This is a genomic window from Roseomonas genomospecies 6 (assembly GCF_008365375.1).
In the GTDB taxonomy this organism is placed as follows: Bacteria; Pseudomonadota; Alphaproteobacteria; order Azospirillales; family Azospirillaceae; genus Azospirillum.
The window spans coordinates 349,687-368,085 of the sequence record NZ_QOKW01000003.1 but is presented as its reverse complement, the minus strand read 5'-3'; the positions used below and the strand labels follow the sequence as shown (position 1 = coordinate 368,085).

At 70.8% G+C, this 18,399-nt stretch carries 16 protein-coding genes; 11 read left to right on the top strand and 5 right to left on the bottom strand.

Annotation, left to right across the window (positions count from 1 at the left end):
- Window positions 1–45 precede the first annotated feature (45 nt).
- Both DS843_RS06290 and DS843_RS06285 read left to right on the top strand, forming a co-directional pair.
- Window positions 46–1,500 (top strand): M48 family metalloprotease, encoded by a 1,455-nt coding sequence (locus DS843_RS06290; RefSeq protein WP_286191963.1) that lies wholly within the window; start codon window positions 46–48, stop codon window positions 1,498–1,500.
- 92 nt (window positions 1,501–1,592) lie between these two features.
- Entirely contained in the window at window positions 1,593–3,572 is a 1,980-nt protein-coding gene (locus tag DS843_RS06285; RefSeq protein ID WP_149468019.1) for an adenylate/guanylate cyclase domain-containing protein, read from the top strand.
- A 20-nt stretch (window positions 3,573–3,592) separates the two neighbouring features.
- Here DS843_RS06285 and DS843_RS06280 read toward each other — a convergent pair whose 3' ends face one another.
- Both DS843_RS06280 and DS843_RS06275 read right to left on the bottom strand, forming a co-directional pair.
- Window positions 3,593–4,792: a sensor histidine kinase gene (locus DS843_RS06280; RefSeq protein ID WP_149468018.1), complete on the bottom strand. Its 1,200-nt coding sequence runs from the start codon at window positions 4,790–4,792 to the stop codon at window positions 3,593–3,595.
- A 102-nt stretch (window positions 4,793–4,894) separates the two neighbouring features.
- Entirely contained in the window at window positions 4,895–5,836 is a 942-nt protein-coding gene (locus DS843_RS06275; RefSeq protein WP_149468017.1) for a transglutaminase family protein, read from the bottom strand.
- Window positions 5,837–6,015: 179 nt separating this feature from the next.
- Between DS843_RS06275 and DS843_RS06270 the strand changes: the two genes are divergently transcribed.
- The 4 genes from DS843_RS06270 to DS843_RS06255 all read left to right on the top strand — a co-directional run bounded on the left by DS843_RS06270 (window position 6,016) and on the right by DS843_RS06255 (window position 8,161).
- Window positions 6,016–6,450 carry a Fur family transcriptional regulator gene (locus DS843_RS06270; protein ID WP_149468016.1) on the top strand — a complete coding sequence of 145 codons (435 nt, stop codon included), beginning with the start codon at window positions 6,016–6,018 and terminating at the stop codon, window positions 6,448–6,450.
- A 161-nt stretch (window positions 6,451–6,611) separates the two neighbouring features.
- Window positions 6,612–6,854 (top strand): hypothetical protein, encoded by a 243-nt coding sequence (locus tag DS843_RS06265; RefSeq protein WP_149468015.1) that lies wholly within the window; start codon window positions 6,612–6,614, stop codon window positions 6,852–6,854.
- 80 nt (window positions 6,855–6,934) lie between these two features.
- Complete coding sequence (locus DS843_RS06260) at window positions 6,935–7,633, top strand: HAD family hydrolase (protein WP_167525204.1); 699 nt, start codon at window positions 6,935–6,937, stop codon at window positions 7,631–7,633.
- Window positions 7,634–7,720: 87 nt separating this feature from the next.
- Window positions 7,721–8,161 (top strand): DNA-binding transcriptional response regulator, encoded by a 441-nt coding sequence (locus DS843_RS06255; RefSeq protein WP_149468014.1) that lies wholly within the window; start codon window positions 7,721–7,723, stop codon window positions 8,159–8,161.
- On the opposite strand, the gene DS843_RS06250 is transcribed toward DS843_RS06255, so the two are convergent.
- Window positions 8,156–8,884 (bottom strand): SAM hydrolase/SAM-dependent halogenase family protein, encoded by a 729-nt coding sequence (locus tag DS843_RS06250; protein WP_149468013.1) that lies wholly within the window; start codon window positions 8,882–8,884, stop codon window positions 8,156–8,158. The two genes, DS843_RS06255 and DS843_RS06250, sit on opposite strands and share 6 nt — an antisense overlap.
- A gap of 206 nt (window positions 8,885–9,090) precedes the next feature.
- On the opposite strand from DS843_RS06250, the gene DS843_RS06245 reads away from it, so the two are divergent.
- The 5 genes from DS843_RS06245 to DS843_RS06225 are packed head-to-tail and all read left to right on the top strand — an operon-like array spanning window position 9,091 to window position 16,209.
- Window positions 9,091–10,068: a metal ABC transporter solute-binding protein, Zn/Mn family gene (locus tag DS843_RS06245; protein ID WP_167525203.1), complete on the top strand. Its 978-nt coding sequence runs from the start codon at window positions 9,091–9,093 to the stop codon at window positions 10,066–10,068.
- Between the two features lie 22 nt (window positions 10,069–10,090).
- Window positions 10,091–10,897 carry a metal ABC transporter ATP-binding protein gene (locus DS843_RS06240; protein WP_149468012.1) on the top strand — a complete coding sequence of 269 codons (807 nt, stop codon included), beginning with the start codon at window positions 10,091–10,093 and terminating at the stop codon, window positions 10,895–10,897.
- Complete coding sequence (locus tag DS843_RS06235; RefSeq protein WP_149468011.1) at window positions 10,894–12,099, top strand: metal ABC transporter permease; 1,206 nt, start codon at window positions 10,894–10,896, stop codon at window positions 12,097–12,099. Before DS843_RS06240 ends, DS843_RS06235 begins: the two co-directional genes overlap by 4 nt.
- Window positions 12,096–13,082 (top strand): metal ABC transporter permease, encoded by a 987-nt coding sequence (locus tag DS843_RS06230; RefSeq protein WP_149468010.1) that lies wholly within the window; start codon window positions 12,096–12,098, stop codon window positions 13,080–13,082. Before DS843_RS06235 ends, DS843_RS06230 begins: the two co-directional genes overlap by 4 nt.
- Before the next feature lie 31 nt (window positions 13,083–13,113).
- Window positions 13,114–16,209 (top strand): PAS-domain containing protein, encoded by a 3,096-nt coding sequence (locus DS843_RS06225; protein WP_149468009.1) that lies wholly within the window; start codon window positions 13,114–13,116, stop codon window positions 16,207–16,209.
- 7 nt (window positions 16,210–16,216) lie between these two features.
- Here the strand turns inward: DS843_RS06225 and DS843_RS06220 are convergent, their stop codons facing one another.
- Together DS843_RS06220 and DS843_RS06215 are read right to left on the bottom strand one after the other, a co-directional pair.
- Window positions 16,217–16,426 (bottom strand): cold-shock protein, encoded by a 210-nt coding sequence (locus DS843_RS06220; RefSeq protein WP_149468008.1) that lies wholly within the window; start codon window positions 16,424–16,426, stop codon window positions 16,217–16,219.
- 359 nt (window positions 16,427–16,785) lie between these two features.
- Window positions 16,786–18,216: a sigma-54-dependent transcriptional regulator gene (locus DS843_RS06215; protein ID WP_149468007.1), complete on the bottom strand. Its 1,431-nt coding sequence runs from the start codon at window positions 18,214–18,216 to the stop codon at window positions 16,786–16,788.
- Window positions 18,217–18,399: the final 183 nt, after the last annotated feature.

Below are 18,399 nucleotides of genomic sequence, written 5' to 3'. Positions count from 1 at the left end.
ATCGGGCGTTTGATGTTGGAAAGCCCCTTCCCGATATGACGACTCATGACGCCCGAACGCAAGCCGTCTTCCCCGTCCCCGCTGCGCCGGATCGCCGCCGCGGCTCTGGCCGTGCTGCTGCTCACCTCCGCCTGCGCGCCGGCCGACGCCCAGCTTCTCGGCGGCAGCGAGGAGTCCATCGGCGCGCAGGAGCATCCCAAGATCCTCGCCCAGTTCGGCGGCGCCTACCCCGACCCGCGGCTGCAAGCGTACGTCACCGGCATCGGCAACCGGCTGGCCGCCCAGACCGACCGTCCGGGTCCCTGGACCTTCACCGTTCTGGACAGCGACGTGGTCAACGCCTTCGCCCTGCCCGGCGGCTATGTCTACATCACGCGCGGCCTGCTGGCGCTCGCCGAGGACGAGGCGGAGGTGGCGAGTGTGCTGGGGCATGAGATCGGCCACGTCATCGCCCACCATGGCCGCGAACGGCAGACCAGCCAGACCATCGCCGGCCTGCTGGCCGCCGGCATCGGCCTCGTCCTGGGCAGCCCGGAGCTGGCGCAGATCGCCAACATCGGCGGCACCGCCCTGCTCGCCAGCTATTCCCGCGGGCAGGAGACGGAAGCCGACCGGCTGGGCATCGATTATCTGCACCGCGCCGGCTACGACCCCTTCGCCATGGCCACCTTCCTGGAGACGATGCGCCGCGACTCCCAGTATTCCGGCCTGCGGTCGGGAAAGGGCGCGGGGGAGAGCGGCTTCGACTTCTTCGCCACGCACCCGCAGACCGAATCGCGCGTGGAGGAGGCCGCGGCCATCGCCCGCGCCCTGCCCGGCGGGGCGCGGCCCGTCGATCCCTACATGGCGGCGATGGACGGGGTGATCTACGGCGACAGCCCGGAGAACGGCTTCGTCCGCGGCCGGACCTTCGCCCACCCGCAACTGGGCATCGCCTTCGACGTGCCGCAGGGCTTCAGCCTGCTGAACGGGGCGCAACAGGTCATCGCCAAGGGATCGAACGGCGGGGCCATTGTGTTCGACGGCGGCAAGGCCCCGGGAGCGCGCGATCCCGCCGCCTATCTGTCCGGCTCCTGGGCGCAGGGCGCGCGGTTGCAGGGGCTTCAGTCCTTCACCGTCAACGGGATGCCGGCGGCCACCGCGCTGACCCAGGGCAAGACCGACGCCGGGGCCGTGGACGTGCGGCTGGTCGCCATCCGCGCCGATTCCGGCACCCTCTACCGCTTCACCTTCCTGGCCCCCGGCGGCGCGCTGTCCCGCTTCGACGCGGACTTCCGGCAGACCGCCGGCAGCTTCCGCCGCCTGTCCCGGCAGGAGGCCGCGTCCTTCCAGCCCCGGCGCATCCGCGTGCTGACCGCCCGCCCCGGCGACAGCGTGGAGAGCTTCGTGCGCCAAATGCCGCAGGAGCCCTACGCGGAGGAATTGTTCCGGATCATCAACGACCTGCCGCCGGGAACGCCGATCCAGCCGGGGCGCAGGGTGAAGATCGTTTCCGGCTGAACGGTGCCTCCGATTCGCGGCGGGTGACCGTTGCGGGACGCGGCGCGATGGCCGATTGCCGATGCCCGCGTGCGTCCTGTAGGCTCCCCGCCATGGCTGACCACCCCACCAAACGGCGCTTTCTCCGATCCGGCCCGCGGATGTCCGGGCTGAAGGACGCCGTACGGAAGAAGGCCGGCCGCCGCAGATCCCGCCCGCCCGCGCTGGGCCGTCCGCGGCTGCGCCTGCCCATCGCGGCGGTGCTGGTGGCCGGTTTCGGGTCGCTGATGCTGCTGGCGGTGGCGAGCGTGCTGGTGCTCGGCCTCGTCAGCGCCAGCCGGAACACCTTCACGCTGCTGAACGACCGCGCCGACCTGGCCCTGTCGGGGGTGGAGGTGCGCATCCGCAACCAGCTCAACCCCGCGCGGGACATGGCCCGTTTCGTGGCCGGACTGATGGAGCGGGGGGAGTTGGACCCCGCCGACGCCCGCTCGCTCCAGGACACGCTGCGCGGCGCGCTGGCCGGGGCGCCGGACGTGACGGGCATCGCCTTCTTCCACCCCGACCGCACCGGCCTGCGCGCCGACCGTCTGGGCAACCAGCTCCACATCGGGAAGGAGGATTTGCGCCACGAGCCGGAACTGGGGCCGGAGCTGCGCAACGGCGCCGACCGCACCACCGCGCTGTGGGCCGATCCGCTGTGGTCGAAGGAGGCGGGGACCAGCTTCGTCACCCTGTTCCAGCCGGTGCGGCGCAACGGCGTCTATCTGGGGCAGGTGGTGGTCGGCGTGTCGCTGGGCGACCTGTCGCGCTTCCTGTCCACGCTCTATGTGGAGCAGGGTCTGAACGCCTTCGTCCTGTTCGACCGGCAGCATGTGCTGGCCCACCCGTCGCTGGCCGGCATGAAGTTCGACTTCTCCGGCAAGACGGACGGCCCGCCCCTGCCGCGCATCGATCAGGTGGCCGATCCGGCGCTGGCGGCGCTGTGGCAGACCGGCCAGCCGGTGGAGGCGCTGAAGAAGCGTGTGGAAGGCCGGGTCGTCAGCGTTCTGGACGAGGATTACCTGTTCCTGATGCGCAGCATGGCCGGCTACGGCCAGCGGGACTGGACCATCGGCATCGGCTTCCGCGCGAACGAGGCCAGCGCGGAGGTCCGCCGCCTCTACACCACCGGCCTTGCCGGGCTGGGCATCCTGCTGATCTCGGTGGCGGTGGCGCTGGTCGTCGGGCGGCGCATCAGCGCCCAGGTGGCCCGTCTGGCCGAGGCCGCCGACCGCGTCCGGACCTTCGAGTTCCGCGATATCGACGAGCTTCCCGATTCGCGCCTGCGCGAGTTGGCCCGCGCCAACAGCGCCTTCAACGCCATGGTCGCCGGCCTGCGCTGGTTCGAGACCTACGTGCCCAAGGCGCTGGTGCTGCGGCTGATGCACCGCCGCGGCGGGCTGACCAGCTTCCAGTCGGAGGAGCGGGAGGTGACGGTGATGTTCACCGACATCCGCGGCTTCTCCCGCATGGCGGAGCATATGGGCGCCGCCGACACCGCCGCCCTGCTGAACGAGCATTTCACCCTGCTCGCCAACTGCATCGAGGCGGAGGGCGGCACGGTGGACAAGTTCATCGGCGACGCCATCATGGCCTTCTGGGGCGCGCCGGAGGAGCAGCCGGATCACGCGGCCCGCGCGCTCCGCGCCGCCCACGCCATCACCCGCGCCGTCCGGGACGGCAACCGCCGCCGCGCGGCGGAGGGGCTGCCGCCGATCCGCGTGCGCATCGGCCTGCATTCCGGGCCGGTGGTTGTCGGCAACATCGGGTCGGAAAGCCGGATCAACTACACCATCGTCGGCGACACCGTGAACGTCGCCGCCCGCATCGAGGAGCTGGCCTCCGCCCTGCAGGGGGACGAGGAGGTCATCGTGCTGTCCAGCGCCGCCACCGCCTTCCAGGGCGACGGCGCCGCCCCGCTGGACTGCGTGGGCGACCGCAACCTCCGGGGCCGCAACGGCACCACCGAGGTCTGGCGGGTGGCCGTGGAGGCCGACGGAGATGGGGATGGGGACGGCGCCGGCGCGGTTCGGGAAGAGGAAAAGGCGTAGCGCCGCGCGGAAGGGCTGGGCTACCCGCCCACCCGCTCCGCCGGGAAGACCAGCGTCATGGTGGTGCCGCGGTCGGGCGCGGTGTCGATGTCCAGGCGGCCCCCGTGCAGTTCCACCAGCCGCTTGGTCAGGGGCAGGCCCAGGCCGGTGCCGATGTGGTTGCGGCCCAGCGCGCTGTCGATCTGGCCCCAGGGCTCCAACGCCTTTTCCAACTCGTCGGCGGACATGCCGATGCCGGTGTCCCGCACGGTCAGGCGCAGCGTTCCGTCCTCCGCCACGGCGCCGGACAGCGTGACCACCCCGTCGGGCGGCGTGAACTTCACGGCGTTGGACAGCAGGTTCAGAAGCATCTGCCGCAGCTTGCGCTCGTCGGCGTGCAGGGGCGGCAGGGCGGACGGCAGCTCCGTCTCGATGGCGACCCCGGCCCGCCCGGCGCGGTCGGACAGCAGACGGACGCTGCCCACGGCGACGCGCGGAACGTCCACCGTGGATTCGGCCAGTTCCAGCCGCCCGGCCTCCGCCTTGGACAGGTCGAGCAGGTCGTTGATGAGGTCCATCAGGTACCGCCCGCTTTCCGCGATGTCGTGGGCATAGTCGCGGTAGAGCGGGTTGCGGATCGGCCCCAGAACCTCCTTCTCCAGCAGTTCCGCGAAGCCCATCATGGCGTTCAGCGGGGTGCGGATCTCGTGGCTCATGCAGGCGAAGAAGGCGGTCTTGGCCCGGTCGGCGCGCTCGGCGGCGCGGCGCGCCTCCTCCAGCTCGCGCGCCCGCAGCGTGGCCTGCTCGTCGGCCCGCGCCAGCAGGTCGAGCCCCGAGCCGATGCCGAGATAGCGCCCGTCCTCCACCACCACGAAGCCGGAGGCCAGGGCGCCGGGCTTGTCGCGCAGGATGCGCCGCCCGACCTCGCCCAGCGGCAGGCCCGAGTCGATCAGCAGGGGCGCGGGGTCCATCGCCGCCCGCGCCGGAGCCTCCGGATCGGCAAGGCGGTCGAGCGCGGAGCGGTCCACCAGCCCCAGCACCCGCCCGTCCCCCGCCGCCACGGCCACGGCCGGAAGGCCGGGATGGGCGGCCAGCCGATCCCGCAATTCCCGGCAGGGCGCGTCCGGCCCGGCGGGCGGCACGCGGGCGGCCAGCAGGGCGGCTGGAAGGACCGGGGTGGCGGCGCCCTCCGTTTCCGGCGCGCCGCCCTGGGCGGGACTGGTCGGATCGGGAAGGAGCACGGGGGATAGGGCCTCGTCTGTCGGATGGAGCGGTTGGTCCGGGGCCGGCACAGGCCCGGACCGTTCATCTTGCCAGACGTTTGTTTGCAATTGGTTGCCGCGTCAAGCGGGTCCGGCCGGCGGCGCCGCGTTTTCCGGAGCGTCCGGAGCGCCGTTTCCGCCCTTCGCCGTGACCAGGACGTCCACGGTCATGCCGAGGAAATCCGCCGACGCCCCGGTCCAGGAGCCGCCGAGCGGCACCGCCTGCGAGGGATCGCGGGCGACGGCGACGCGGATCAGGTTTCTGCCGCCGACGATGCCGTTGGTCGGGTCGAACTCCACCCAGCCGCAGCCCGGCAGGTAGATTTCCACCCAGGCGTGGGTCGCCCCGCCGCCGGTCATCGCCCCGTCCTGCCCATCCCGCGCGGGATCGTAGAGATAGCCGGACACGAAGCGCGCCGCGAAGCCCAGCGAGCGCGCCGCCTCCATCATCAGAAGCGCGAAATCCCGGCAGGAGCCGCTCTTCGACGTCAGCGTCTCCACCGGGCTCTGCGTACCCTCCAGATCGCGGGCCTGATAGGTGAAGGTCTCCTTGATGCTGCGGGTCATGGACACCAGCATGTCCTGCGTGTCGGGCGGCCCGCCCTCGCCCAGCGTCACGAATTGCCGCGCCCAATCGTCCACCAGATGGTCCGGGTCCGGATAGTGCCGCTGGGTGGTCAGCGCCAGATCCGGCACCTCCTCCGCGGAATAGCTGAAGGGATAGGAGCGGGCGTAGTCCTCGATCGGGAATTCCAGCTCGCCCATCGGGTAGTGCTCCACCCGGATGTGGCTTTCGAAGCGCAGCTCCGTCGCCGGCTGGTCGAAGCGCGCCACCGCGATGGAGTTGCCGAAGACGTCGTGGAGCCAGCGGACGGAAGCCGGCACCGGGCTGATGACCAGACTTGTTTCGACCAGCCGCAGATCGTGGCTGTCGCGGGGCCGGAACATCAGGCGATGGTCGCCGAAGGTCACCGGGTTGGCATAGCGGTAGACGGTGGTGTGGTGGATGTCCAGGGTCAACATGGCGCCCGCCCTTTCCGTAAGCCGACACCAAACGTCGGCGTTTGTGAATGGTTCCGAATCACAGTATGGTGCTCGGGCATTCGGGTGGCCGTGCCGGGGAGGGACGGTGGCCGACGCGCGGGCCGGGCCGCAAAGAGCCGGATCATGCGCGCCAGAGAGACGACAACAAGGGGATTTCCATGTCTTCGCGCCTCGAACAGCTCTGCATCGAAAAAGGGCTGAAGATGACCGATCAGCGCCGTGTGATTTCGCGCGTGCTGTCGGAAGCCCACGATCACCCCGACGTGGAAGAGGTGCATCGGCGGGCGTCCTCCATCGATCCGCGCATTTCTATCGCCACCGTCTACCGCACGATGCGCCTGTTCGAGGACGCGAACGTCATCGACCGGCTGGATTTCGGCGACGGGCGCGCCCGCTACGAGGAAGCCGGGGCGGAGCACCACCATCACCTGATCGACCTCGAATCCGGAAAGGTGGTGGAGTTCCAGAATGAAGACCTCGAACGGCTTAAGGAGGTCATAGCCCGCGAACTCGGCTATGAACTGCTCGGCCATAGGCTTGAACTGTATGGTGTTCCGTTGCGCCGCCGCGCCACCACGTCGGAGGGGGAATGACTCCCGGCCGTGCCCGGTCCTGAGTCCTTTGGATTCGGCGGGCACCATCCGGACGGTAATCCCATCAATTGCGGGTTGCGCCGGGCGCGGGGCTGTCCGGAGGCGGTTCGTGGTCCTAGCTTCAAGGACGCACACGAATCATCGACGGACCAACCGCCGCCATGGACGATACGAACAACGACCCGGTTCTCGCCCGCCTCGACCGGCTGACCGACAGCGTCACCCGCCGCCTGGACAAGCTGGAGGAGCGCCTGCGCATCCTGGAGCAGGACAACGGCGAGATCATCAATCTCCTGATCGCCGTGAAGGCGGGGCTGGAGGAATGCGCCGGGGAACTGGCGGTCGGAGAGCTGATGATCGAGGCGGAGGAGTCCGACGACTCCCCCAGCCCGTCCCTGCATTGAACCGGACATTGAGTTGTCGGCGCCACTGGTCTTCAACGCATTTGACTTGTGACGCGGCGCGTTCCGCCGGATAAGGGCGCATGCAGACCAGCGTCATCCCTGTTTCCAAACTCACGGCTTCCGTCCCCTGTACGGGCGGCATCTCTACGAATGATATCGGCCCCCTGGCGTCCATCGCGCCGGGGGTGGCCTTCTTCGACTTCGACGGGACGCTGATCCACGGCGACAGCCTGCTGATGTTCATCGGCGAGGTCATCGGGCGCAACCGCGCCCGGCTGGCCTTTCTGGACGCCTTGCGCTCGGGCCTGCACCGCCACGCGCGCGGGCGCGGGCCGGGGGTGGATTTTCCGGGGTCGGTCAAGACCATCCTGCTGCGCCGGACGCTGCACGGCGTTCCGGTGGCGGACGCCCTGGCCGCCGCGGAACGGCTGGCCCACCGCGTCCGCTGGCACGCCCCGCTGGTGGAGACCCTGAAGATGCACCGGCGCGAGGGCCGCCGCGTGGTGGTCGCGACCGGAGCGCTCGACATCTACATGCCGGCCCTGCTGCAAGGGCTGGAGGTCGACGACCTGCTGGCCACCGGGATGGAGGTGAAGGACGGCGCCCTCACCGGGCGGCTGCGCACCGGCAATTGCGTCCGGCTGGACAAGGCGGAGCGGGTGCGCGGCTGGATCGCCGCCAACGGCCCCTTCGGCGAGACCTGGGGCTACGGCAACCGGCCCAGCGACCTGCCGATGCTTGCCGTCGTGGACCGCCCCAGCGTCGTGAAGATTCGCTGACCGGTCGGCGAGTACCGCCCACGGGGATTTGCAACCGGCCTCCGCGTGCCGTAGAAAGCCTCCCATCTTCACCGGGAGTCCATGGCGATGCCCCCCAAGCCGGCCGGCTTTTCCATCGACGCCGACATCCGCCCGCCCGGCCAGGGGGAACGCCGCGCCGTCGTCGCGGACGACGATCCCGGCCAGCGGGACGCGTTGGCCCGCCATCTGACCGCCCGCGGCTTCACCGTCTCCAAGGTGTCCAGCGGGTTCGAGGCCCTGAGCGTCATCGGGGCGGAGGGTCCCGCCGTGGCGATGCTGCGCCGCCGGATGCCGGAGGACGAGGGGGACCGGGCCGCGGCGCTGGCCTGCATGCTCTACCCCCGCACCCGGATCATCCTGACCGTCGGCGCGCCGGATGCCCAGCCGGACAACAGTCAGCCGGACAACAGTCAGCCGGACAACAGTCAGCCGGACAACAGCCCCGTCACCGTCCTGACCCGCCCCGTGGACCTGAATTTGCTCGACCGCTGCCTGGACGGGCTATAGGACGACCTCGACCGGCGTGCCGACGGCAAGGCCCCCATCGCGGTCGGCGCGGCCCCGGTTGACGGCGATCTCCGCCAGACCGCTGGAATTCGCGTACCACAGCGCCTGCCCCACCGGAACGTCGGCGAAGGTCCGGCCGCGGCGCACCGTGCGCCCGCCGGCCCGCAGCACCGCGCTTTCCGGCAGCCGGTCGGCGCGCAGGCCGGTCATGGCGTTGCCGTAGACGTCGATATAGACGATCCGCGCCAGATCGTCCGGCCAGCCGGGCCGCGCGAGAGTGGCCGGATCGGCGGGCGCCAGCGCGACGGGGTTCCCCATGGCGAGGCTGGCCGCCACCGGAGCGAACAGGTCCCGCCCGTGGAAGCTGGCGGACAGACGCTCGGGCTGCCAGCCGATGGTCCAGGCCCGCACCGTCCCGGCCCGCCGCCGCACCAGCTCGAACAGCCCATTGTCCGGACCGACGAAGCGGCGTCCGTCGGCCTCCACCACCAGCGGGCGGCGGTCGGTGCCGACACCGGGGTCCACCACGCAGAGGAAGACGCTGTCCGCCGGAAATTCCGGAGCGTAGGCGGCCAGCAGATAGGCCGAAAGCTGCGGGTCGAAGGCCGGCGCGTCGGCGAACAGGTCGATGACCGGCAGGCCCGGCGCCATCCGCGCCAGCACCGCCTTCATCTGTCCGGTGTAGGGGCCGGACAGCCCGAAATCCGTGAAGAGCACGATCATGCCGCCAGTATAGCGCGCCCCGCCCCGTCCGGTAAGGCGCGCAATCGCCGTCCGCCGCCTTGCAACCGCCGACGGGCGTTTCATATATTCAGTGGAACGCAAATGCACCCCGCACCGTTTACTTGGTCCGTCCGCCTTATCCTTGTCGATCTTTGTCGGGACCAATGAATATGAACATATGTTCAAAAACCTTCGCGACGAAGAGCATGACGAAGTTTATCGCCGTCATCGGTCTGGCTGCCGCTCTTCTCCTGCCCGGCCCGGCGCGCGCCGAGGGCGGGCGCCCCCAGGGTGAACGTCCAACGATCGTCGCGACCACAGGCATGGTCGCCGACCTCGTCCGGGCGGTGGCCGGCGACCGGGCGGAGGTGGAGGCGCTGATGGGCGAGGGCGTCGATCCGCACCTGTTCAAGCCGACCCGGTCCGACACGGTGCGCCTGCTGCGGGCGGACGCGGTGTTCATCAGCGGCCTGCATCTGGAAGGCAAGATGACCGCCGCCTTCGACCGGCTGCGCGAGGCCGGAAAGCCGGTCACGGCGCTGGGCGACGCGGTGCCGAAGGACCGGCTGCTCAGCCCGCCGGAGTTCGAGGGCGCCCACGACCCGCACATCTGGATGGATGTGGACATCTGGGCGCGGACCCTGCCCGCCATACGGGACACGCTGACCCGGCTCGACCCCGCGGGGGCGGAGACGTACGCCCGCAACGCCGGCGCGTACGGGGCGGAACTGGCGCGGCTCGACACGTACGCCCGCAATGTCCTGTCCTCCATCCCCGAAAAGGCCCGCGTCCTCGTGACCGCCCACGACGCCTTCAACTATCTGGGCCGCGCCTATGGGATCGAGGTGCGCGGCATCCAGGGGATCAGCACGGAGTCGGAGGCCGGTCTTCGAATCATCGAAGAATTGGCCGCCCTGCTGGCGGATCGCGGGGTGCCGGCGGTCTTCCCGGAAACCAGCGTGTCCGACCGCAACGTCCGCGCCCTGATCGAAGGGGCGGCGGCGCGCGGCCACCCGGTGACGCTGGGCGGCGCCCTGTTCTCCGACGCCATGGGGGCGCCCGGCAGCTATGAAGGCACGTACATCGGCATGATCGACCACAATGTGACGACCATCGCCCGCGCGCTGGGCGGCGACGCGCCGGCCGGCGGCTTCCAGGGCAAGCTCGCCCTCGCGCAGCGCTGACCGGGTGGAGGAGGAACGGACCATGCAGTATCTCTGGCGCACCCCCGGCAGCCGCACCGCCCCCGAGGAAGCCTCGCCCATCGGGCCGCCGCCGCTGGAGATCCGTGGCCTGACCGTCGCCTATCACCGCCGCCCGGTGCTGTGGAACGTGGACTATGCCGCCCCGCCCGGCGGGCTGATCGCGGTGGTCGGGCCGAACGGGGCGGGCAAATCGACGCTGATCAAGGCGTGCCTCGGGCTGGTCCCGCGCGTGTCGGGCACGGTGGAGGTGTTCGGGCGCCCCATCGCGAAGCAGCGCCGCCTGATCGGCTATGTGCCGCAGCGGGAAAGCGTGGATTGGGACTTCCCCGTCTCGGCGCTCGACGTGGTGGCGATGGGCCGTTACGGGAAGATCGGCTGGTTCCGCCCGGTCACCCGCGCCCACAAGGAGGCGGCTCTGCACGCGCTGGAACGGGTGGGCATGGCCGACTTCGCCCGGCGCCAGATCGGGCAATTGTCCGGCGGCCAGCAGCAGCGCGTCTTCCTGGCCCGCGCGCTGGCGCAGGAGGCGCAGCTCTATTTCATGGACGAGCCCTTCGCCGGGGTGGACGCGGCGACGGAGCGCGCGGTGCTCCAGGTGTTGCGCGACCTCGACGCCGCCGGGCGGACGGTGATCTGCGTCCACCACGATCTCCAGACGGTCAGCGACTATTTCGACCACGCGCTGCTCCTCAACACCCGCGTGGTCGCCCAGGGGCCGGTGGCGCGGGTGATGACGCCCGACCTGCTGTCCCGCACCTACGGCGGGCGTCCCATGCCGTCCCCGGCGGCAGCGGCGGAGGCCTCATGAGCGCCACCCTGATCGAGGAGGCGCTGCGCGTCCTGACCTTCCAGTCCGGCTTCAACAGCGCCGTCGTGGTCGCCGGGACCGCCGCTCTGGGGCTGGCGGGCGGGACGGTGGGCACCTTTCTGCTGCTGCGCCGCCGCGCGCTGGTCAGCGACGCGCTGAGCCACGCCACCCTGCCTGGCATCGCCGTCGCCTTCCTGGCCGGGGCCGCCCTGGGTCTGCCGGAGCGGTCGCTGCCGCTGCTGCTGGCCGGGGCGGTGGTCAGCGGGGTGATCGGGTTGCTGACCGTGCAGTTTCTCTCCCGCTTCACCCGGCTGACCGAGGATTCGGCCATCGGGGCGGTGCTGTCGGTCTTCTTCGGGCTGGGCGTCGTCCTGCTCAGCGTCATCCAAAATCTGGAGCTGGGCGGGCAGGCCGGGCTGAAGACCTTCATCCTGGGCCAGACCGCCGCCATGGCGCAGGGCGAGGCCATCGCCATCGGGCTGCTGGCCGCCGGGGCCGCCCTGGCCGTCGCCCTTCTGTTCAAGGAATTGCGGGTGCTGGCCTTCGATCCCGGCTTCGCCGCCGTGCAGGGCTGGCCGGTGGGGGCGCTCGACCTCGTTCTGATGGGGCTGGCGACCTTCGTGACGGTGATCGGGCTTCAGACGGTGGGGCTGATCCTGGTGGTGGCGCTCCTCATCATTCCGCCCGCCGCCGCCCGCTTCTGGACCGACCGGCTGTCCGCCCTGACCGTCGTCGCGGCGGTGATCGGGGCGCTGTCCGGCTGGCTGGGCGCCACCCTGTCGGCCCTGCTGCCCAAGCTGCCGGCGGGGGCGGTGATCGTTCTGGTGGCGGGAGGCTTCTTCCTGCTCAGCTTCCTGTTCGCCCCGGCCCGTGGGCTGGTCGCCGCCGCTCTGCGCCAGGGGCGGTTGCGCCTGACCTTCGCGGAGCGGCGCGCCCTGACCGACCTGTTGGCCGGCGGGCGGGTGGAGGGCGCCCTGGCGCTCTGGCTGCGCCTGCGCGGCTACGCCCGCGACGGCGCCCTGACCCCCGCCGGGCGGTCCGCCGCCCTGGCCGCGGAGCGCGACCGGCGCCTGTGGGAGCGCTTCCTGACCGACTACCCGGCCCTGCTGCCCGCCCACGCCAATTGGGGCGTTGACCCCATCGATTCGGTCCTGCCCGGCGACATGGTCCGGCTTCTGGAGGAGCGGAGCACCCCGTCATGATCCCGGACGTCCAGGAGTTCCTTCAGATCGACGCCCCCGCCCTGATGGCCGCGGTGCTGGCCTGCGCCGCCTGCGCGCTGGTCGGCAATTTCCTGGTGCTGCGGCGCCAGGGGATGATGGGCGACGCGGTCAGCCACGCCATCCTGCCGGGCATCGTCGGCGGCTTCCTGGTCGCCGGCACGCGGGAGACGCTGCCGATGATGCTGGGCGCGCTGGCCGCCGCGGCGCTGGCGGGCCTGCTGATCGAGGCGGTGCGGCGGCTGGGCCGGTTGGAGTCCGGCGCCGCCATGGGCGTCGTCTTCACGGTGATGTTCGCCGCCGGGGTGGTGATGATCGAGCAGGCGTCCGCCGGTGGCATCGATCTGGACGCCGACTGCGTGCTCTACGGCCAGTTGGAAACCATCCTGTGGCTGGCCCCCGTCGGCTGGGAGTCGCTGCGCGACCCGGCGGTCTGGGCCGCCCTGCCGCGCGAGGTGCTGACGCTCGCCGCCGTCTTCGCGCTCTGCGTCGCCCTGGTCGGCCTGTTCTACAAGGAGCTGAGGATCACCACCTTCGACCCGGCGCTGGCCTCCACGCTGGGCATCCCGGCGGGGCTGTTCCATTACGGGGTGGTGCTTCTGGTGGCGGCCACGGCCATCGCCGCCTTCGAGGCGGTGGGCTCCATCCTGGTCATCGCCATGCTGATCGCCCCGCCCGCCGCCGCCCGCCTGCTGACCGACCGGCTGGCCGCGCAGATCCTGCTCAGCGTCGGGCTGGGGGTGCTGGCGGCGCTGGCCGGCTATGGCGCCGCGGCCTTCGGGCCGATGCTGCTGGGGGCCTCCCATTCGCTGAACGCCGCCGGGATGATCGCGGTGGCGTCCGGCCTGATCCTGGCGCTGGCCGTTCTGTTCGGCCCGCGCCATGGGATTCTGGGCCGTCGCCGTGCCATCGGGCGCTTGCGCAGCACGCCTGGATTCGTTGCTCCGGAGACCCAAAGGGCGTAATTTTCGGGCGTCATCCCATGCGGAGCGCCGAATGCCGTCCCCCCACCGCTGGCTTCGCCGCTGGAGCGTGCTCACCCTGGTCGCGCTGGTGCTTCTGCTGGCGAGCGCGCTGCACACGCTGCAGCATTTCCTGGAACACGAAACGGGCGACCTGATCTGGCCCGTGCTGGGAATCGGGCTGGCCTGCGTGGTGGTGGCCCTGGCGGTGCTGCGCGAGCGGGAAGCCACCCGGCGCGCCCAGGCGGAAGCCCGCGCCGCCGAGGCCCGCGCGGCGGACGCCCACCGCCGCCTGACCGAAGCCATCGAGGTCGTCAACGAGGGCTTCGCCCTGTTCGACGCCGACGACCGGCTGGTCCAGTGCAACGCCCGTTTCCGCGAGATCTGCGCCCCGCTGGGGCCGGTGGAGCCCGGCGTCACCTTCGAGACGCTGCTCCGCCGCGGCGCCGCCGCCGGCCATTATCCCGACTGCGACCCCGCCGACATCGACCGCTGGGTGGAAGAGCGGATGGAGCTGCACCGCAACCCGAAGGGGCCGCAGGTGAGGCGCGTCGGCGACGGGCGCTGGTTCAAGATCGAGGAGCGGCGCACCAGCGACGGCGGCTATGTCGGGCTGCGCACCGACATCAGCGAGTTGAAGCGGCGCGAGCAGGAGCTGGCCCACAAGTCCGACCTGCTGGAGGCCACCTTCAGCGCCATGTCGCAGGGTCTTCTGGTGTGGAGCGCGGACGGCCGTTTCCTGGCCTGCAACCGGCGCCTGCTGGAGATGCTGGATCTGCCGGACGGCACGGTCCACCCCGGCCTGAGCATGGACGGCTTTCTGCGCTTCCTGGCCGACCGCGGCGAATTCGGCCCCGGCGATCCGGAGGACATCGTCGCGCACCATCTGACCAACCTGCTTCCCGAGGGCCTCAGCCGAGTCGAGCGCACGCGCCCCGACGGGCGGGTGCTGGAGATCACCGCCAGCCCCATGCCCGACCGGTCCGTCCTGATGACCTACACGGACATCACCGGCCACCGCCGGACGGAGGCCCAGCTCCGCCTCGCCAAGGAGCAGGCGGAGCTGGCGAACCGCGCCAAGTCGGAGTTCCTGCGCATGATCAGCCACGAGATCCGAACCCCCATGAACGGCGTGCTGGGAATGCTGGGCCTGCTGCTGGACGGCCCGCTGGGGGAGGAACAGCGCACCTACGCCCGCACCGCGCGGGAATCGGCGCAGGCGCTGTTGTCGATGCTGAACGACATCCTGGATCTCTCGAAGATGGAGGCCGGGAAGCTGACCCTCGAATCGGGCCGCTTCCCTCTTGCGGAGGTGGTGGAAAGCGTGGTCGAGCTTCAGGCCGCCCGCGCCTTCGCCAAGGGGATCGAACTGGCCGTCTGCATCCCCGGCAGCCTGCCGGCGACGCTGCGCGGCGACTCGGGCCGGGTGCGGCAGGTCCTGCTGAATCTCATCGGCAACGCCGTGACCTTCACCGACCGCGGCGGCGTGGCCGTCTTCCTGTCGGTAACCGCGGACGAAGAGCAGACCCCGCCGCGGTTGCGGTTCGAGGTGGCCGACACCGGCATCGGCATCCCGGCCGACGCGCAGGCCGACCTGTTCACCGAATTCGTCCAGGTGCATCCCCGCCTGTCGCACCGCCACGACGGGGCCGGGCTGGGGCTGGCGATCTCCAGGAGGCTGGTGGAGATGATGGGGGGAACCATCGGCTTCGACAGCGTGGCCGGTCGGGGCAGCCGCTTCTGGTTCACCCTGCCGCTGGAGCCCGAGGCCGAGCGGCTCCCCGGCGCGGCGACGCCGCTGGCCGGCGAGTCGGTGCTGTTGCTGGAGTCCAACGCGGTCGCACGGCGGGCGCTGGCCGAACAGTTCCGCTCCTGGGGGGCCACGGTCTGCGCGCCCGATCTGATGGAGATGGCGGCCGGGCTGGAGGCCGGCATGAGCATCGGCACCCTGCCCGCCGCCGATACCGCGGTGATCGGCAGCGTGGAGACCCCGGTCGCCGGCTCGCTGCCCGACCGGCTGCGCGCGGCCGGCGTGGGGCGGATCGTCCGCCTCGCCCCGCCGCACCGGGCGGTCGGGGCGGCAGGCGGCGGCGGGGATGGGGATGGAAGCGGGGCCGACGCCACGGTGACGAAGCCGGCCCGGCCCTCCCGCCTGCTCGCCGCCATGACAGGGCGGAACGCGGCGGAGGCGCCACCCGCCTCACCGCCTCTTCCGCAGAACACGGCTGGCAACCCGGCTGGCAACCCGGCCGCCCCGTCCGCCGCCGGCGCGGGCCGACGGATACTGCTGGCCGAGGACAGCCCGACGAACCAGATGGTCGCCGCCCTGCTGCTGCGCGGGGCCGGCTATCGCGTCGACATCGCCGGCAACGGGCGGGAAGCGGTGGAGGCGGTGGAGGCCGCGGCCGCCGGCCCGTCGCCCTACGGGCTGGTCCTGATGGACCTCGCCATGCCGGAGATGGACGGGCTGACCGCCACCCGCCGGCTGCGCGGCCTGGCGCCGCCGGCCGGCACCGTCCCGATCATCGCCATGACCGCCGACGCCATGGACAGCGACCGGGAACGCTGTCTGGCCGCCGGGATGAACGACCATGTCGCCAAGCCCATCGACCGCCCGCATCTGCTGGACACGGTGGCCCGCTGGATGGGCGCCGCCCCGCAGACCTCCACTTCGCCGGCCCCCGCCTTGCCGATCTCCGGCGCCCCGGAGCGCGAGGATGTCCTCGACCTGGAGGTTCTGCACCAGCTCGCCCAGGATCTGGACACGGATCTGCTGGCCGACGTCATCCGCCAATTCGTGGAGGAGACCCTGGAGCGGGCCGAGCGGATCGCCCGTGGCGCCGGGGTTGTGGCCGATGCCGATATGGCCGATGCCGATGTGATCGGTGCGGATGTGGTCGGTGCGGGGTCGCCCGAGGCCGATCTGGCCGGGCTGGCGAAGGAGGCCCACACGCTGAAGAGCACCGCTGGGACCTTCGGCGCCCGTGACCTGTCTGCCGCCGCCCGGGCGCTGGAGCTGGCCTGCCGAAGCAACGCGGTGGGCGAGGTGAGATCGCTGTGCCGCGACATTCCCCGCCTTACCCGGCAGGCCGTGGAGGCTTACCGGGCCCGCGGCTATATCACGTCGTGACGCTGCTTCATTCCATGACGCTGATGTTGACCGCGGCGTCCTTGCCGTTGTTGCCCCGCGCGACCTCGAACTGGACGCGCTGCCCCTCGGACAGGGCGTGAAGGCCCGACTTCTGCACGGCCGTGATGTGCACGAACACGTCCTTGGCGCCGGCCTCCGGCGCGATGAAGCCATATCCTTTGGTGGTGTTGAACCATTTGACGGTGCCGGTGGCCATAGGCGAACTCCTGCTCCTCGGTCGGTGGTCCGCCGCCGGTCCGCGCCGCGGGGCGCGGGAGTCCGGCGAAGGACGATGGTCTGTGCGGCGGTCCGGTGAGGCGCCACGCGGAAGCGCAAGCAAAGCAACGCGAAGGGAGGCTAGCCGGACGGCACCGGAACCGGCAAGGCGGCTTCACGGCATATGCCCAATGTGGCCGGACCGGTCATTTGGAAATAAGCCGATGGCGGCAGGTCCCGGCACGGCAAGACTTTCGATGGTCTTTCGTGAATTGAACGCACACGAAGACTATGCTTCGGCGGGACCAGAGGTACGGGGCCATCCGTTTCAGGGAATGGGACTCCCGGAGGAACCGGAAATCAGAGCTTTCCTTCCGCCTGCCAGGCGAGGCGCTTGCGGTAGATGGTGGAGGCGCTGATCTCCAGCAGGGCGGCGGCGCGGGGGATGTTGCCGTCGCAGGCGGCGATGGCCTCCTCGATGGCGTCGCGCTCCACCTCCCACAGCGGCTTCACCGTCTTGGGCGACGGGGCGTAAGCCGGGGGTCCGTGGCCTACGGCATGGCTGTTCCCGTGCCCGTTGGCCGTGGGGGCAACCGCGGCGGACACCCCCGCCGGGGTGCCGAGCGGGGCCGGCAGCATGGCCGGAGTCACCGTGTCGCCGTCATGAAGCACCACGATGTTGCGCACCACATTCTGCACCTGCCGGACGTTGCCCGGCCAGTGGTAGCTGCGCAGCGCCTGCTCCGCCGCCGGAGAGAAGCGGACGAAGCCCTTGCCCTCCTCCCTCGCGTAGTCGGTCAGGAACTGCCGGGCGATCTCCAGAACGTCGTCCTCGCGCTCCCGCAGGGCCGGCAGATGGATGGGGATGACGTGAAGGCGGTAGTAGAGATCCTCGCGGAACCGCCCCTCCTCCACCTCGCGCAGGGGATCGCGGTTGGTGGCGCAGACGATGCGCAGGTCCACCTTCTCCAGCTTGCTGCCGCCGACGGGGGTGAAGGTGCCGGTCTGGATGAAGCGCAGCAGCTTGGTCTGGAGGTCGGGCGCCAGCTCGCAGATCTCGTCCAGGAACAGGGTGCCGCCGTCGGCCCGCGCCGCGGCACCCTCGCGGTCGGCCACCGCCCCGGTGAAGGAGCCCTTCATATGGCCGAAGATCTCGCTCTCCATCAGGTCCTTGGGGATGGCCCCGCAGTTGATGGCGATGAAGGGCCGGTCGGCCCGCGGACTCTGCCGATGGATGGCCTCGGCGCAGACCTCCTTGCCGGTTCCCGATTCGCCGGTGATGAAGACCGTCGCGCGGGAGGAGGCGGCGCTGTCGATGATCCGGTAGACCGCCTGCATGGCGAGCGAGGAGCCGAGGAAGCCGTGATAGCGGCTGCGCCCCAGGTCCTTCTCGAAGCTGTCCACGAGTTGGGCCAGCCGCAGCCGCTCCATGGCGTTGCGCACGGTGACGGTCAGCCGTTCCGCCGAGAAGGGCTTCACCAGGAAATCGTAGGCGCCGTAGCGCATCGCCTCCACCGCCACCCCGACCGACCCGTGGGCGGTGATGATGATGACCGCGCAGGGCAGCGCCTGGGCGCTGATCCGCTTCAGCACGTCCATCCCGTGCATGTCGGGAAGCTGAAGGTCCAGAAGCACGATCCGCGGCACGCCGTCGGCAAGCTGCTCCAACGCCGCCGCCCCCGTCTCCACCGTGGTGACGGCCGCACAGTCCTTTTTCAAGAACTCCGCATAGACACGGGCCAGGGACGGCGTGTCTTCGACGAGCAGGATGGGCGTGGAGCGCGGGGGCATGGACCGTTTTGATTTGATCGGCAATCACGGCGGAGGCGGTCGGACTGCGCTGGTTATCAGCAAATCCTTAAAAATGCACTCTACGCGATGACGGGCTGTGGGCGAAAGACCTGGAATGCGGATGCGCAACGAAATATCGCGCCTTACCGGTTTCACATCCCCGTCATGGATGTGGATTTCACA

Bases quoted from the DNA above. Each gene is read 5' to 3' on its own strand.
- DS843_RS06245 (WP_167525203.1), top strand. From the start codon at position 9,091: ATGACGAAGTTTATCGCCGTCATCGGTCTGGCTGCCGCTCTTCTCCTG.
- DS843_RS06255 (WP_149468014.1), top strand. From the start codon at position 7,721: ATGCCCCCCAAGCCGGCCGGCTTTTCCATCGACGCCGACATCCGCCCG.
- DS843_RS06240 (WP_149468012.1), top strand. From the start codon at position 10,091: ATGCAGTATCTCTGGCGCACCCCCGGCAGCCGCACCGCCCCCGAGGAA.
- DS843_RS06250 (WP_149468013.1), bottom strand. From the start codon at position 8,884: ATGATCGTGCTCTTCACGGATTTCGGGCTGTCCGGCCCCTACACCGGA.
- DS843_RS06265 (WP_149468015.1), top strand. From the start codon at position 6,612: ATGGACGATACGAACAACGACCCGGTTCTCGCCCGCCTCGACCGGCTG.
- DS843_RS06230 (WP_149468010.1), top strand. From the start codon at position 12,096: ATGATCCCGGACGTCCAGGAGTTCCTTCAGATCGACGCCCCCGCCCTG.
- DS843_RS06285 (WP_149468019.1), top strand. From the start codon at position 1,593: ATGGCTGACCACCCCACCAAACGGCGCTTTCTCCGATCCGGCCCGCGG.
- DS843_RS06290 (WP_286191963.1), top strand. From the start codon at position 46: ATGACGCCCGAACGCAAGCCGTCTTCCCCGTCCCCGCTGCGCCGGATC.
- DS843_RS06220 (WP_149468008.1), bottom strand. From the start codon at position 16,426: ATGGCCACCGGCACCGTCAAATGGTTCAACACCACCAAAGGATATGGC.
- DS843_RS06225 (WP_149468009.1), top strand. From the start codon at position 13,114: ATGCCGTCCCCCCACCGCTGGCTTCGCCGCTGGAGCGTGCTCACCCTG.
- DS843_RS06260 (WP_167525204.1), top strand. From the start codon at position 6,935: ATGCAGACCAGCGTCATCCCTGTTTCCAAACTCACGGCTTCCGTCCCC.
- DS843_RS06275 (WP_149468017.1), bottom strand. From the start codon at position 5,836: ATGTTGACCCTGGACATCCACCACACCACCGTCTACCGCTATGCCAAC.
- DS843_RS06235 (WP_149468011.1), top strand. From the start codon at position 10,894: ATGAGCGCCACCCTGATCGAGGAGGCGCTGCGCGTCCTGACCTTCCAG.
- DS843_RS06215 (WP_149468007.1), bottom strand. From the start codon at position 18,216: ATGCCCCCGCGCTCCACGCCCATCCTGCTCGTCGAAGACACGCCGTCC.
- DS843_RS06270 (WP_149468016.1), top strand. From the start codon at position 6,016: ATGTCTTCGCGCCTCGAACAGCTCTGCATCGAAAAAGGGCTGAAGATG.